Origin of the sequence: Halobacillus sp. K22, from assembly GCF_052246795.1 — a bacterium.
In the GTDB taxonomy this organism is placed as follows: domain Bacteria; phylum Bacillota; class Bacilli; order Bacillales; family Halobacillaceae; genus Halobacillus.
The window spans coordinates 117,182-131,834 of record NZ_JBQQCN010000003.1; the positions used below are offsets into that span (position 1 = coordinate 117,182).

The following is a 14,653-nucleotide window of genomic DNA, read 5'->3' on the forward strand; positions in this document are numbered from 1 at the left end:
CACATGCTCTTTTACTCATCATTCTTCAGTGGTTTCGTGTTTCTCATTCGGCCAGGTCCGGAGGGGGACGGGGAGACTCCTGTGGGATAAACATGATCGGTGAGACCCCGGAAAGCTTTAGCTTGAGGAGGCTCAGCACAGAAGAGGAGGTTCGACTAAGATCGCCACGTCCTGTGGCAACGTCGTCGTGCAGGGCCGGAAAGCGAGTCGTTCCCCGCAGGACCTAACTCTCTCACTAGATATCTCGAAACTGAGTCTTAAACAAACGGGAGCTTAACTGTAATAATCAATACGGAATGTTAGTGGAACTTTGAATAGAAAAGAGAAAAATTCGTAAAGGTGGTAAGATAGTAATCAAGCTCGCTAGGAAAGGAGATTGTGTATGCAGTTAAAACCAATCTATAGAATTAGAACCTTCGTTGTTCCAGGTTACTTGGAGAAAGTCATCCAAGGGGTATTAGAGGTGGATGACTTGAATTATGGGAAGTATAAAAACGTGGTCTGGCATTCCAATGATGGAGTGGAACAGTTTGTTCCTTCTGAAACCTCTGTACCGACAGAAGGGAACATAGGAGAAACGACTAAACTAGCTTCAGTTCGAGTGGAATTTTCCATCCCAAGAGATGAGGAGCTGCTAACAAAAATCATTGAGCAAGGTATCTACCCTAACCATCCATGGGATGAGCCAGTTGTACAAGTAACCGAAGAGTTAGAAGCTAGAAAGCATGATTAAATAGGAGTAGTCGGGGAATAGAAATAGAACTCAATAGTAAAAGCTTTACCAATACGAAAAAAGTCCCGGATCGATACCACCTGGGACTTTTCCATACTTTTAAATCTCAAAGAAAAACCAGATAATCATAATAAGCTGAATGACGATTTTAGCCACAGTCCCACTCAAAAATCCAAACAGAGACCCGATAGCGGCTTTCCATGCTTCCTCATTTGATCTCTTTTGAATCAATTCAGTTACGATAACGAGAATGAATGGAAGAATGATGATCCCAAACGGCGGGATAATAAATGAACCCACGATAACTCCGACAGCAGCCATGCGTTCTCCCCACTTACTTCCTCCATAGCGTTTTACAAAGTAACTGTTAGCAATAATGTCCGAAACAATGAGTAAGACGGTTAATAATAGGACTCCGATCCAGAAAAACCACGACAATTCTTCGCCATTAATAAAGAAGAAATAAGCCAGGAATCCGATCCATAATACCAGTGGACCAGGAATGATCGGGAAAATAATACTTGCGAAGCTGGCTAAGAAACAAACGATAATGATTGCCCATATGAAAACTTCCATAGATTGACCTCCTTTACTTTCGTTCCTACATACGAATGAGCAGGGAAATGGTTCCCTTACCATCATAGAAAAACCGAGCTTGGCAGGCAAGCTCGGTTTTTTTATATGGTTTTATTTAAGACCTAATTCCTGACGGTCAGGTGGAGCCATAAACTCAGGCCCAACAGGGTCTTTGATATGCTTCTGCAGGATTTCATCAATATCTTGCATGGTTTCCTGATCAATACTGAAGTTTTCCACTTCTTTAACAGGATCAAGCTGGTCTGGACGGCGGCCGCCCATGAGAGCGACACCGGAGCCTGGCTGATCAAGTACCCAGCGCAGAGCGAGATGCAGAACGCGTTTGCCGTAACGGTTTTGCGCTAGCTGATCCAGTTCCTGAACCGCATTTAAATACTGTTTGAATCTCGGCTGTTGGAACTTAGGATCATCATTTCTCAAATCATCGCCTTCAAATTCACGGTCAGAAGACATTTTCCCTGAAAGCAGACCGCGGCACAGAGAGCCATAAGAAATTGTGGTCATATTGTGCTCTTGGACATAAGGGAGAATATCCTTTTCAATATCTCTTTCAAATAAGTTATAGGGTGGCTGCAGCGTATGAATCGGTGCTGCTTCTCTGAATATATCCATCTGTTCCGGTGAAAAGTTACTCACACCGATGGCTTTAATTTTTCCTTGCTTGTGAAGATAATGCAGAGCTTCTGCTGTTTCATGAATCGGAGTAATCGGATCAGGCCAGTGTACCTGATAAATATCAATATAGTCTGTCTGAAGGCGCTGCAAGGAATCTTCCACTTCTTTATGGATTCTTTCTTTGCTGCCATTTCTAAATACTGCATCGTCGTGCCAGTCCATGCCTACTTTGGTGGCCAGAACGATATCGTCTCGATCACCGTCGTATTGCTGAACAGCTTTTCCGACAATTTCTTCGGAGCGTCCAAAACCATATACTGGAGCGGTATCAATTAAGTTAATTCCTTGATCAAGGGCGGTATGAATAGTGTCTATGGATTGTTTTTCATCCGTTCCACCCCACATCCAGCCCCCGATGGCCCAAGTTCCTAAGCCAAGTCGGCTTGCATTGATGGATGTACCTTGAATATTTGTTTTTTCCACTTCCGTTCACCTCCAAAAATATAGCATCGCATGCTTTGGAGTATGTACCCTGTACGAACCGTGTCTAATCATCACAAAACCTGTTCAGCCTCTTCAATCTCGTTCATTAATTTATAAAAATAAGATATAATGGCAAGGGGGAGTGATGAGATGGAAACGGCTAAACGTACATATACAGAACCGAAGCCGAGAAAACGATGGAAAAAAATCACCTTCATCATAGGGATGGTTGTGATCGCAGTTCTCATAGGTTTAGTTATTTTTGTAAGCGTTTACACGGGTCGTAGTTTACCTGAAGTCAGTGGGGAAATTCAGGTTGAGGCTCTGGGAAGTTCGGTTGAAGTTGTGCGGGATGAACAGGGAGTGCCTCATATTACAGCGGATTCAACGCGTGATTTGTTTATAGCGCAAGGGTATGTTCAGGCGCAAGATCGATTATTTCAAATGGAAATGGCGCGCAGGCAGGCTTCAGGAACATTAAGTGAAGTGGTCGGTGAAGCAACTATCGAACAGGATCAATATTTTCGAACGCTTGGATTAAGAAGAGCGGCTGAAGCGTCGCTCTCTGCCTATTCCGATGAAGCTGTCGAAAGTCTCGAAGCTTTTGCTGAAGGGGTGAATGCTTATATAGAAGAGGCTGAAAATGGGAATCGCCTGCCGCCTGAATTTGCGTTAATGGGCTTTTCTCCGGACCCGTGGAAACCGGTGGATTCATTAACGATAGGAAAGTACATGGCTTTTGATTTAGGCGGTCACTGGGAGCGCCAGGCCTTTAATTACTTTTTGACCAACGAATTTTCAGAAGAACAGGCGATGGAATTGTTTCCTGCTTATCCGGAAGAGGCTCCGAAGGTTTTAGAGGAAACGGAAAAAGTAGACGTAGCTGCAAGCTTTAAAGATATTGTAATTCCACACGAGTTTAACGGCAGTAATAACTGGGTGGTGAGCGGGGAGATGACCGAATCAGGCGCCCCTATACTTGCGGATGATCCTCATCTCGGACTGGCCACCCCGTCCATTTGGTATCAGATGCAGTTAAGTGCACCGGGCTATGACGTGTCAGGGGTTATCTTTGCAGGGATTCCAGGGATTATTTTAGGACATAACAACCACATTGCCTGGGGAGTGACCAATGTCGGTCCGGACGTTCAGCAGCTTTACTTGGAGAAAAGGAACCCCGAGAATAGCCGTCAATTTTTATTTGAAGACGAATGGGAACAGGCAGAAGTAATCCAGGAGCCGATTCGGGTAAAAGATCAGGAAACCCTGGACTATGAAGTTGTGGAAACCAGACATGGTCCAGTGATTAGTGAATTCGCGGAACAAAGCGGAGAAGATGTTGTTTTATCTCTCAGATGGACGGCCCTGGACCCTACAACTGAACTGGAAGCCATACTGGAAATTAATGTGGCGGAAAACTGGAACGAGTTCGAAAAAGGGCTGGAAAAATTCCTGGCGCCGGCTCAGAATTTCGTATTTGCTTCTGAGGATGGCACAATAGCTTATAAAGCGAATGGGAGAATTCCTATTTATAATAATGGCGACGATGCTTTACTTCCAATGAGAGGCTGGAAGGAAGAAGACCTATGGCAGGGGTATATTCCTTTTGATGAGCTTCCGAAAACCGTCAATCCTGAAAAAGGATACGTAGCTACCGCCAATAATAAAATTACGGACGATAACTACCCTTATCATATCAGTCATAACTGGGCTCAGCCTTATCGCTATCAGCGTATTGTCGAGATGCTTGAAGAAAAAGAACCATTAACTTCTGAGAAAGTAATGGATATGCAAATGGACGTGAAGAATTTACAAGCGCAAGAGTTCGTACCTTATTTGCTTGACGTTACGAAAGATGAAGATTTTTCTGGTCCAGAGTCACAAGCACTCAAGCTCATGAGGGAATGGAACTATGAGGATCAGAAGAGCCTTGCCCAGCCGCTTATTTTTCACACCTGGATGGCCCATATTCAGGAAGAGTTATACAACGAAGTGATCCCGAAAGAAATGCTTGATTTATTCCATGGAGCCGGACAGACCACCGATGAATTGCTGCGTCAAGTTCAGGATGGTGGATCTTCGATTTGGATGGATAATAGCGGAGGTGTATCTGAGGTGGTCACCACTGCCTATCAAAAAACAATTCGTGAATTAAGCGAGCAACACGGGGAAGCACCGGAGAACTGGACATGGGGAGCAGGTCATGCCGTTGAATTTACTCATCCTTTATCGAATATCCAAGTGTTGGAGCGTTTCTTTAACCCTGGCGAACCTCTGCCGGTCAGCGGCAGCCGGGTCACAGTGCGGGCAGCAGGATTTAACAGTAAGGGTCTTGTTAATCACGGAGCATCCTGGCGGTTTGTAATGGACCTTGAGAATATGAAGGAAGCCTATCACCTGGTAGGGCCGGGGCAATCCGGGCATTTCAGAAGTGAATGGTACCATGATCAACTGGAAGACTGGGTGGAAGGCGAGTACCACGTTACGAAAACAGAGGGATACGAAGGACGGGAGTTAACTTTAACTCCGCAGTGAGAATAAATAATGGACATTTTCCCACTGGAAACAACCATCTTACTGAGAGAGTTTCTGTGGCCATCGTAAAAAAAGCTCTTCTCTAAAATAAGAGAAGAGCTGACAAGCTGTTAGGGCTTTACTTTTCTTCAAGAGCTCCGACCATCAATTCAGCAGCGCGTTCACTTGACATTGGATTTTGCCCAGTGATTAAATTACCGTCTCGTACGGCATGTGACGTCCAATTTTTTTTCCCTTAGAAAAAAGAGCATCGAGCTCCTTGAGTTCTGTTTCAAGCATGAAAGGCTTAAAAAGATCGAGCTCCATGCCAATCTCTTCTGAATCTGTAAAAGCGGCGACGGCTTTTCCTTGAACAATAGGAGTTTGATCTTTATAAGTCGCATGCACAAGTCCGCTAATACACGTTTGCTGCTCATGATTGTCGGCCTCCTATTATGGAATTTGTTGGATGGTGATTATTTTGTACTACGCTTATTGTTATACCATGCGAAATAAAAAAGCAGAAATAGTCTGCTCATTTACAGTAAGTTTAAGTGCTTGCTAGCAGGATAAGGGACGTAGTAGAACGGTATATCCAATACATGCTTCATCAAGCGGAAATGTTACTATTTTCCTAGACGAGGTATAAATAAAAATTGCTGGTGTGAAAAGGGTCGGCAGGAGTAAATATGTTTTATGTTTTCTTACATGTTTATTCTTTCTTACGGCAGGGTAATTCTTTTAGTGTAACCCAGTTTCTAGAGAAAGGATGAGTACAAAATGGCACGTAATTCACAGTATCAACCAATCGGTGGAAGTGGGTTTAAACTTTCAGATGCTCAGGAAGTAGCCTATGCAAAAGAATTTAAACAAGCAGATATCGCTGGAGGTTATCGTAAACCTCGAGTTGAGCAGGCTAAACAAGAAAATCCTAAATTAAAGCAATAAATATTTGAAAAAAATATTGGTTTGAAAAAGCTCAGGTAGTGGAGGGAGAGAACCCCACAGCCTGAGCTTTTCTACGTGCTTTTTCACCCCTCAAAATGTAAACGCTTCCTTGAAAAACCCCGAGAAATCAGGAGTCTGAACACTTGATAAAAATAGTCAGAACTCTTATAGTAATAAAAACAGAGCGCACATTATCGCTCTAAAGCATAAACTTGAAAAAGTTTACAGTGCTGAACAGATGATGTCCATCTTAAAAAGATGTGAAGAATGAGATAGATCTTTGGAATCGATCCCATATGGAAGCAGAAATTTCTGAATATTCTGGGTAATTTGAATTCCGGTCTTATTCAAAAAAAAAGATATTATTCACTCCAGTGGAAATATAGGAGTAATTATAAGAAAAACTCAAACGAGCGGTTCTGGAAATAGGATTCGTTTGAGATCAATTGGGAGGAGTACAATCATGACAATTAAAACAGAACAAACCGTAAAAACATTAATTCATGGGGAATGGAATGTAAGTGAATCTGGAAAAAGCGTTGAGATTTCGTCCCCTCACAAAGGTGAAACGATCGGACATATTCCATCGCTTTCTCAAGAAGAGCTTGATGCGTCTATTAAGAAGACGGTAGCCGCTCAGTCTGAATGGGCTGAGAAATCAATTCAGGAACGCGGGGAAATACTTAAAAAATGGGCGGAAATACTTGAAGAGCGCAAGGAAGAAATCGGCGAATCCATTATGCTCGAAGTGGCTAAGAAACGAAGTTCCGCCATTTCAGAAGTTTCACGTACCGCTGAATATATCCGCTATACGGTAGAAGAGGCATTCCGTTTAAATGGCGATGTAAAACGAGGAGACGGCTTTAAAGGCGGGAACCCAAATAAAATTGGTCTTGCAGAAAAAACGCCGCGTGGTACGATTCTCGCTATTGGACCTTTTAACTACCCTGTTAACCTTTCCGCGTCTAAAATTGCACCGGCATTAATGCAGGGAAACAGTGTAATCTTTAAGCCTGCGACCCAGGGAGCAATCAGTGGAATTAAGTTAATCGAGGCGCTGATTGATGCTGGTCTTCCGTCTGAACTGGTAACAGTAGCGACTGGCCGCGGTTCTGTTATAGGTGACTTCCTTGTCCAGCATCCCGAAGTGGACATGATCACCTTTACTGGCGGAACAGCTACTGGCCGTCACATTGCGGATCTGTCTTCCATGATCCCGTTAGTGCTCGAGCTTGGCGGGAAAGATCCAGCGATTGTTCTTGAAGATGCTGATTTGGATAAAGCTGCGAAAGAAATTGTAGCCGGTGCCTATAGCTACTCTGGACAACGCTGCACAGCGATCAAACGTGTACTGGTTCAAAATGAAAAAGCAGATGAACTGGTCAGCAAGATTACTGATCAAGTCAATGGTCTTTCAGTCGGTATGCCGGAAGATGATGCTACCGTTACACCGTTAATTGATGATAAAAGTGCGGATTATGTACAAAGCCTCATCGATGACGCGAAAGAAAAAGGCGCAACCGTCGTTACAGGAGACAAGCGCGAGGGGAACTTGCTGTATCCTACCCTGCTTGATCACGTAACCCCTGATATGAAGATTGCCTGGGAAGAACCATTCGGTCCTGTCCTCCCAATTATCCGAGTGGCTGACACTGAAGAAGCCGTCCGTCTGGCGAACGAATCCGACTACGGTCTTCAGGCAAGTGTCTTCTCTACAGATATGGATAAAGCGATCGGAATTGCACAGAAGCTGGAAGTAGGAACCGTTCAGCTTAACGCTAAAACAGAAAGAGGCCCGGATCACTTCCCATTCCTTGGTGTTAAAGGCTCAGGCCTTGGGGTGCAAGGTATTCGTGAAAGCCTTGAATCTGTTGTACGTGATAAAGTAACTGTTATTAATATGTAAGTAGATGGACAAAGGTGCCGAGAATTTCTCGGCACCTTTTTTCTATGGGTTTAGTTAAACCTTTCGGGCCGGTTTTATGAAAAATAAACATCAGGCAGACGACCTAACGATGAGAGATAGAATGTTTAGGCTTCAGTCATTGAGGATACTAATAGATAAATTGTTCAAGAATAACAATAAGCAATTTATTCATCTATCGGTCCTGATTGTTGATGAATCAGTTTCGAGATGTCTCGGGTTCGTCGTCGAAAAGTTGAGGGGGGCGGTTATGGAAACAAGTCGCTTTCCTGCTTCGTGCAGGATACTATAGTAAAAATAGGGATAATGTGACACGATATTATAGAAATACATAAATTGGGAGGGTAAACATGCACGAATTCCACGATGCTTTTATTCAAATATTAATTTTACTTGCTATTTCTATCACCGTAATCGGAATTGCAAAATTATTGAAAGAACCTTATTCCATTGCACTCGTACTAGTCGGGCTGGTTTTAGGTTTAACAGAGTTTCCGATTATTGAAGAAGCCGAATTTTACATAACTCAGTCTGATGTTTTCCAGGCAACTGTCATTTCTTTGTTTCTACCTATCTTACTAGGTGACGCTACCTTGAAGCTGCCGTTCCACCACCTTTATCAGCAAAAGAAGCCTGTGATTGGCCTCGCCTTTATCGGAACATTTATATCCTGGCTGGTGATTGGCGGAGGGGCTTACTTTCTGCTTGATCTGCCTCTGGCCGTGGCCTTCACTTTTGCTGCCTTAATGAGTGCGACTGACCCGATTAGTGTATTATCGATCTTTAAATCGTTAGGTGTACCTGAAAAGTTATCGACCGTTATGGAAGGCGAATCATTGTTTAACGATGGGATAGCGGTTGTGTTATTTAAAATTGCGAGTATTTACCTGCTCACCTATATCGAGATGGGGTGGGCCGGTCTGGGAAGCGGTGTGCTGCTATTTTTACAATTTGCGTTAGGTGGCGCATTGATCGGATTGATTCTTGGATTTATATTATCTCAAATCATTCGTATATTCGATGATTACCCGCTTGAGATTGCCTTCAGCGCTCTGTTGTTTTTCGGGAGTTATTTCATTGCCGAACACTTTCACACATCTGGTGTTATTGCGGTGGTAGTGGCTGGATTTATGTTCGGAGATTACGGAGCAAAAATCGGCATGTCTAAAGAGACTAAAACAAACATCAACACCTTCTGGGATGTGATTACCCTGCTTGCCAACTCGTTGATTTTCTTAATGGTTGGCATCGAAATTAGAAATATCGATTTTACGGGACAGTGGATGCTGATTCTGTCAGCGATTCTCATTGTCCTTGCGGGGAGAACGATTGCTTTATACATTAGTACGGGATGGATTAAAGATTTAAATGCCAAAGAAAGAATCCTTATAAATTGGGGAGGACTGCGAGGAAGTTTGTCCATTGCACTCGCCCTCAGTCTGCCACAGGACTTTGGTGGAAGAGAAGAGGTACTGCTATTTACGTTCTGTGTGGTACTGTTCTCACTTATTGTTCAAGGCCTCACCCTGAAACCATTGATTCAGCGATTAGGTATCACAAAAGCATAGCTTCATCAAAGCTCACCAGCCTCCAAGAACTGGTGAGCTTTTTAATTACAGGCTCCGTTAAACTTCCGTGCTGATTTTAAGGTAAAGCTCCCGTTTGTGGAACACTTAGTTTCGAGATAATTGGGCCCGTTACTCTAAATGGAAAAGGGTTGGTGGGGAAATAACTCGCTTTCCTGTGGGGGAACTGGCAAGCCTCCTCAGTCGTTATCACTCCCTGTGGGGTCTCGCCTAGCTCCTTCTCCCACGGGAGTCTCGTCATTTCCCAACCCACCCAGCGATATCTGGCGAACGGACCCTTCTATAGGAAAAAGAAGACATGGTAAATCTGCCTCAAATGCTTCTATAGCAGGTTCATTCACGTGGTAACGCAACAAAACCAATGTGTTCAGAATGTTATCTCTTTCTCGTAATATTGCTCTACTCCAAAGAAGTTCGAGACACAATTATCGCAAGGTCCGGAGGGGGACGATGAAGACTCCTGTGGGATGAACATGATCGGTAAGATCCCGGAAGGCGGAGCCTGAGGAAGCTTACCACATGCCCACGGAAAGCGAATCGTCCCCCGCAGGACCTTCGCTCTAACCCAATATCTCGAATTCGAGTCTTCAACTATTCGGCCCTATTGTGTAATAAGGCTCTTATGAAAAATCAACTATAAAATTTAAGGGAATTTAATTTAAAAAGCTTCCAGTCACTTGGTGGGGTACTGCTATCGTGTGTGCTAAAAATGAAATGAAAAAGACCAGCTCCGAGATGGTAGGAGCTGGTCTTCATTTTACCGTTATAAAGAAGAAAGATAGCTTCTTAGTTTCTCAATAGATGCAGATAAATCATCATGGACTACATAATCAAATAACCGGTCCTTAACGGTTGGCTCCCTATTAATTAAGGCTGCTTCTATACCAACTTCCTGCTTGGCGTAATGAGGCAGAAGATTGAAAGGAGTGACCATAAGAGAGGTCCCCATGACAAGCAGGAAATCCGCCGTTTGAATAGCCTGTTCTGATTCATCATGAGCCGTGATCATATCACCGAACAATAAGACATCCGGTTTTAGTACAGCACCGCAGTTTTGGCAGTAGGGTGTTTCAGTACTCATCACATAATCCAGGGAGTACGATTCCCCGCATTCTGGACAGCTGGCTTGATTTAACGTGCCGTGATACTCAATGACATGACTGCTGTCGGCTGCCAAATGCAGGCCATCGACGTTTTGAGTAATGACCGTTACATTGTCTTTATCTGATTCGAGTTCTTTAATAAATTGATGGACAGGATTTGGTGTATAATCCTTTAGCAGTTTCATTTGAAAAATGGTTTTGTATTTGTTCCAGAAATCTACTGGATCGTGATAGAAATAATCACTGGACATATAATACTCTCGGCTTTCATCCTCCGACCACAGTCCTTCACTGGAACGGAAATCAGGGATACCGCTTGCTGTGGAAACCCCGGCCCCCGTCAGGACTACGATAGAATTTGCTTTTTTAAGCTTGGAAGCCAAGTCTTTCAACATGTTGATCACGCTCCATTATTCTTTATCGTTTATTAAAGCCTTTCTTTTGCACAAGATCAGTGACATCCATTCTCATAGGTGTAGTAAAACGGCGAAGCATCTGATCCGTCCAGGAGTCAATGCGTTTGTTGCTGGATCTGGATTGATAATATTCTTTAATACGGGCATCAAATGTTTCTACAGCCTGAGTGGACTCTTTGTATTCATTTTCAAAATATATCCCTTTTTGCGGGAGACGTGGTTTACGCTCTGGCTGGTGATCGGGTACACCCGCGACCATTCCAAAAAGAGGAATGACATGCTTCGGCAGGGAAAGAAGTTCATCTACCTGGCTTAAGTTATTGCGAATACTGCCAATATAGCAGATACCAAGATCCATCGATTCTGCAGCGATGGCTGCATTTTGAGCAGCTAAAGCAGCGTCTATAGAGGATACTAGAAAATGCTCGCTGTTTTCAAGGTTAGGGAGCATCTGCTCATATTCTTCCTCCGATGCCATCTTGGTCGGCCGGCGCAGGTCCGCGCAGTAAATGAAAAGGTGACCATTCTTTTTAACGTATTCTTGCCCCGTGATTTCAGCAAGCTTTTCTTTTTTCTCTGGGTCTGTGACCCCGATAATACTGTATGCCATCATATAGCTTGAAGTTGAGGCCAGCTGGGCAGCTGAAAGAATCGTATCTAATTGTTCATCAGTTAATGGAATGTCTTTAAATTTACGAATCGACCGATGGTTCAATATCGTTTCAATAGTCTGGTTCATATTTATGCCTCCTGAAGGTAGTTGTAAGTTAAGTTTGCATAAATATAAGGTAACAGATTCTATCAGCTTTGAATAATGATTGAATTCAATGCTAGCCTCACGTAACAGTTGTTTAATGGGTTTTCACAAGCGGTCGTTAAACTAAAGTGCACTATTGTTACTGACGCGATTATGAGAAATGGCTTGGTGAAAGGGGTGGAGATTTTCCTTCCGCGGGAGGGATGACACCACTGAAGTGGAGTTAATTGAGGATGGTGACGGCACAATTGAGTGCACGGACGGCGCAATCGAGTGGTTTGACGGCGCAATCGAGTGGTTTGACGGCGCAATCGAGTGGTTTGACGGCGCAATCGAGTGGTTTGACGGCGCAATCGAGTGGTTTGACGGCGCAATCGAGTGGTTTGACGGCGCAATCGAGTGAATTGACGACGTAATTGAGTGTACCAACGGCGCAATTAAGGCATGTTATAGAAAATTTGCCATAATTGCAGATGAAAAGTGTACAATCCCAACTGGTTACGCCGTGATTTCAATTGAACACAGCCCGATTAAAGGACCTTAATAGTGGTGAAGTTCAGAATATACCCGTGTAAAAGACCTTTCAAGAAACAAAAAAGATGATGTATCTTTAGGATACTCATCTTTCAGCTTTGGCTTTTCTTAGAACTGCGCGAGTTCACTATGCCCATATAAAATTGTAGGATTCCGAGTCCCAGCACGACAGCCCCTGCCATTGCAGGTAGGAGAGGACTCAGGACGGTCTGAACCATACCGGTTGCGATCATCAAACTGAATTTTTGCTGTTTGAAGCTATAAAATGACCCTATTAAAGTCACCAGTAAAATGATGGTTAAGCTCGGAGCCATCCACGTATAAGTTTGCAGCATTTCCAAATTCATCGGCTCACCTCCTTGAATTTATTTTCAGATAATTTGTGATTTTATTCATCGTATCACCCTCAAAACCCCGTAGCAACAGGGAATCATGTCTAGTATTGATGGATTTCTTGTTTTTTACACGAACTTAATAATTCCCAGTTTATATGCCGGTTAAACGGAAGGATTATTAATTCTATGTAAAAATTATTCAATGTGTCACTGGGAATGCTAAGGGGGTGAAATTGTTGTGGAATTTCGTTATCTTAAAGGTAAGCATTTTTTTGACACTAGTGCCGAAAATTTTAGTAGGAGTGATGGCCGTGAATGGGAAGATTGAAGTTGAACATTTATCTAAGACCTTTAAGAAGGGAAATGTGCAGGCGGTAAAAGATGTATCATTTACTGTGGAAGATGGAGAATTCTTTGCATTTCTGGGTCCTAACGGGGCCGGCAAATCCACAACGGTGCAAATTTTGACCACTTTAATCAACGCAACAGGCGGGAAGGCAACCGTAGCCGGGCACGATGTGATTAGAGAGCCGGAGAAGGTCAGAAGATATATTGGGGTTGCTCTCCAGGAAACAGGAGTGGACCCGGATCTTACAGGACGGGAAATGATAGAACTTCAAGCCAATATCTTTGGTTTTTCAAAAGTCGATGCTAAAACTAGAGCGGAAGAACTGCTGAATATCGTACAGCTTAAAGATTCAGCGGAACGCAGAATTGGTAACTATTCAGGCGGAATGAGAAGAAGGCTGGATTTAGCTCTAACGCTCGTAAACGAGCCGAAGATTTTATTTTTAGATGAACCGACGACAGGTCTGGATCCTTCCAATCGAATGGCGATCTGGAAAGAGCTGCGTCGATTAAATGAAGAGAATGGAACAACGATTTTCCTTACTACTCAGTACTTGGAGGAAGCTGATTCCCTGGCCCACCGCATCAGTATCATTAATGATGGGGAAATTGTTGCTACTGGAACACCAAAAGAGCTTAAGGCTCAAATTGGGAATGACCTGATCGCTTTTACTTTTTCAACGAGGGAAGAAGAAGAAAAGGCTGAAACAATTTTAAAAGAGCATATGAATGCAAACGATGTTATTTTACAAAATCGTAAGCTGACCGTATATGTAGAAGATGGCACGAAGCAATTGTTAGAGCTGGTGAGGATGCTGGATCAAGAGGATATTGAGGTCGCCACTGTTAATTTATCTTCACCAACCCTTGATGACATATTCTTGAAAATTACAAGTGAACAGGCTGAAAAGGAGGGAGAAGTTCATGGGGAATAGCGTATGGAAAGATACATGGTTGATCACACTTCGAAATATCAAGACAACGCTTAGGAACCCGTTTTCTTTTATTCCAAACTTAATGATTTCCGCTTTCTTTTTATTAGTTTATGAAGGGGGATTAAGCGGGATTTCTCAGCTTCCTACGTTTGAAGGAGCTAATTACCTGGCTTTCATCCTGCCTGTTTCCATTGTGTCCGCTGCGATCGGAGGAGCAGGGGGAGCTGGACAGGGAATCGTGAAAGACATTGAGAACGGATTTTTCTCCAGACTGTTGCTTACCCCTGCTTCGAGACTGGCCATTGTGCTTGGTCCTATCATTGCTGGAATGCTGCAGTTATTTATCCAGACTTTATTAATTATCGGCATTGGATTTCTATTGGGACTGGAAGTTGTAACCGGCTTTGGTGGTATTCTATTTGTATTATTAATCGCGATCGGATGGGGACTTGCATTTGCGGGTTACTCTGCCGGAGTTGCACTTCGTACGAAGAATGCACAGGCAGCTCAGGCAGGTACGTTTATCTTCTTCCCGCTGATCTTTTTAAGTACTACCTTTGTCCCTTACGAGTTAATTGAAGCCCAGTGGCTTAAAGTAGCCGCTACCATTAACCCGACCACGTATATTTTCGAAAGTATGCGGACGGTCTTAATTGATGGATGGATTTTCTGGGACTTAATGCAGGGTGTTATTGCTATCGTTATTGCCTGCACCATTACGATTACCTTTGCCGCTGTTTCAGCTAAGAAGGCTGTTTCACGCGGCTAAAGAAATTACCAGACTGACATATGAAAAGTTGCAAGAAAGAGCAAAGGCCTTTGACG

The 14,653-nt window shown here is 43.4% G+C and carries 13 protein-coding genes; 8 read left to right on the forward strand and 5 right to left on the reverse strand.

Annotated elements, in window-relative coordinates:
• Nucleotides 1-382 precede the first annotated feature (382 nt).
• The gene (locus ACTWPM_RS03635; RefSeq protein WP_443131713.1) at nucleotides 383-733 is read left to right on the forward strand and encodes a hypothetical protein; all 351 of its coding nucleotides are present in this window, start codon (nucleotides 383-385) and stop codon (nucleotides 731-733) included.
• Between the two features lie 99 nt (nucleotides 734-832).
• Here the strand turns inward: ACTWPM_RS03635 and ACTWPM_RS03640 are convergent, their stop codons facing one another.
• Complete coding sequence (locus ACTWPM_RS03640; protein ID WP_443131714.1) at nucleotides 833-1,309, reverse strand: DUF456 domain-containing protein; 477 nt, start codon at nucleotides 1,307-1,309, stop codon at nucleotides 833-835.
• Between the two features lie 111 nt (nucleotides 1,310-1,420).
• Nucleotides 1,421-2,428: an aldo/keto reductase gene (locus ACTWPM_RS03645; RefSeq protein ID WP_443131715.1), complete on the reverse strand. Its 1,008-nt coding sequence runs from the start codon at nucleotides 2,426-2,428 to the stop codon at nucleotides 1,421-1,423.
• A 150-nt stretch (nucleotides 2,429-2,578) separates the two neighbouring features.
• Between ACTWPM_RS03645 and ACTWPM_RS03650 the strand changes: the two genes are divergently transcribed.
• From ACTWPM_RS03650 to ACTWPM_RS03665, 4 genes are all read left to right on the forward strand, one after another.
• Entirely contained in the window at nucleotides 2,579-4,963 is a 2,385-nt protein-coding gene (locus tag ACTWPM_RS03650; RefSeq protein WP_443131716.1) for a penicillin acylase family protein, read from the forward strand.
• A gap of 759 nt (nucleotides 4,964-5,722) precedes the next feature.
• Complete coding sequence (locus ACTWPM_RS03655; protein WP_014642969.1) at nucleotides 5,723-5,890, forward strand: YfhE family protein; 168 nt, start codon at nucleotides 5,723-5,725, stop codon at nucleotides 5,888-5,890.
• A gap of 469 nt (nucleotides 5,891-6,359) precedes the next feature.
• The gene (locus ACTWPM_RS03660) at nucleotides 6,360-7,796 is read left to right on the forward strand and encodes an NADP-dependent glyceraldehyde-3-phosphate dehydrogenase (RefSeq protein ID WP_443131855.1); all 1,437 of its coding nucleotides are present in this window, start codon (nucleotides 6,360-6,362) and stop codon (nucleotides 7,794-7,796) included.
• Between the two features lie 368 nt (nucleotides 7,797-8,164).
• A complete protein-coding gene (locus ACTWPM_RS03665) occupies nucleotides 8,165-9,382 on the forward strand; it encodes a cation:proton antiporter (RefSeq protein ID WP_443131717.1) in 1,218 nt (405 codons plus the stop codon).
• A gap of 781 nt (nucleotides 9,383-10,163) precedes the next feature.
• Here ACTWPM_RS03665 and ACTWPM_RS03670 read toward each other — a convergent pair.
• Nucleotides 10,164-10,898 carry an NAD-dependent protein deacylase gene (locus tag ACTWPM_RS03670; protein WP_443131718.1) on the reverse strand — a complete coding sequence of 245 codons (735 nt, stop codon included), beginning with the start codon at nucleotides 10,896-10,898 and terminating at the stop codon, nucleotides 10,164-10,166.
• A gap of 22 nt (nucleotides 10,899-10,920) precedes the next feature.
• Nucleotides 10,921-11,658 carry an oxygen-insensitive NADPH nitroreductase gene (nfsA, locus tag ACTWPM_RS03675; protein WP_443131719.1) on the reverse strand — a complete coding sequence of 246 codons (738 nt, stop codon included), beginning with the start codon at nucleotides 11,656-11,658 and terminating at the stop codon, nucleotides 10,921-10,923.
• Between the two features lie 235 nt (nucleotides 11,659-11,893).
• Here nfsA and ACTWPM_RS03680 point away from each other — a divergent pair, with 235 nt between their 5' ends.
• Entirely contained in the window at nucleotides 11,894-12,079 is a 186-nt protein-coding gene (locus ACTWPM_RS03680; RefSeq protein ID WP_443131720.1) for a hypothetical protein, read from the forward strand.
• 223 nt (nucleotides 12,080-12,302) lie between these two features.
• On the opposite strand, the gene ACTWPM_RS03685 is transcribed toward ACTWPM_RS03680, so the two are convergent.
• Nucleotides 12,303-12,557: a hypothetical protein gene (locus ACTWPM_RS03685; protein WP_443131721.1), complete on the reverse strand. Its 255-nt coding sequence runs from the start codon at nucleotides 12,555-12,557 to the stop codon at nucleotides 12,303-12,305.
• A 293-nt stretch (nucleotides 12,558-12,850) separates the two neighbouring features.
• On the opposite strand from ACTWPM_RS03685, the gene ACTWPM_RS03690 reads away from it, so the two are divergent.
• Together ACTWPM_RS03690 and ACTWPM_RS03695 are read left to right on the forward strand one after the other, a co-directional pair.
• Complete coding sequence (locus ACTWPM_RS03690) at nucleotides 12,851-13,828, forward strand: ATP-binding cassette domain-containing protein (RefSeq protein WP_443131856.1); 978 nt, start codon at nucleotides 12,851-12,853, stop codon at nucleotides 13,826-13,828.
• On the forward strand, nucleotides 13,818-14,597 hold the full coding sequence (locus tag ACTWPM_RS03695; protein ID WP_443131722.1) for an ABC transporter permease: 780 nt from the start codon (nucleotides 13,818-13,820) through the stop codon (nucleotides 14,595-14,597). Before ACTWPM_RS03690 ends, ACTWPM_RS03695 begins: the two co-directional genes overlap by 11 nt.
• Nucleotides 14,598-14,653 lie beyond the last annotated feature (56 nt).

Excerpts from the sequence above, each read along its gene's own strand:
- ACTWPM_RS03635 (WP_443131713.1), top strand. The coding sequence starts at position 383 with ATGCAGTTAAAACCAATCTATAGAATTAGAACCTTCGTTGTTCCAGGT.
- ACTWPM_RS03650 (WP_443131716.1), top strand. The coding sequence starts at position 2,579 with ATGGAAACGGCTAAACGTACATATACAGAACCGAAGCCGAGAAAACGA.
- ACTWPM_RS03640 (WP_443131714.1), bottom strand. The coding sequence starts at position 1,309 with ATGGAAGTTTTCATATGGGCAATCATTATCGTTTGTTTCTTAGCCAGC.
- ACTWPM_RS03690 (WP_443131856.1), top strand. The coding sequence starts at position 12,851 with ATGGCCGTGAATGGGAAGATTGAAGTTGAACATTTATCTAAGACCTTT.
- ACTWPM_RS03685 (WP_443131721.1), bottom strand. The coding sequence starts at position 12,557 with ATGAATTTGGAAATGCTGCAAACTTATACGTGGATGGCTCCGAGCTTA.
- ACTWPM_RS03695 (WP_443131722.1), top strand. The coding sequence starts at position 13,818 with ATGGGGAATAGCGTATGGAAAGATACATGGTTGATCACACTTCGAAAT.
- ACTWPM_RS03655 (WP_014642969.1), top strand. The coding sequence starts at position 5,723 with ATGGCACGTAATTCACAGTATCAACCAATCGGTGGAAGTGGGTTTAAA.
- ACTWPM_RS03670 (WP_443131718.1), bottom strand. The coding sequence starts at position 10,898 with ATGTTGAAAGACTTGGCTTCCAAGCTTAAAAAAGCAAATTCTATCGTA.
- ACTWPM_RS03665 (WP_443131717.1), top strand. The coding sequence starts at position 8,165 with ATGCACGAATTCCACGATGCTTTTATTCAAATATTAATTTTACTTGCT.
- nfsA (WP_443131719.1), bottom strand. The coding sequence starts at position 11,658 with ATGAACCAGACTATTGAAACGATATTGAACCATCGGTCGATTCGTAAA.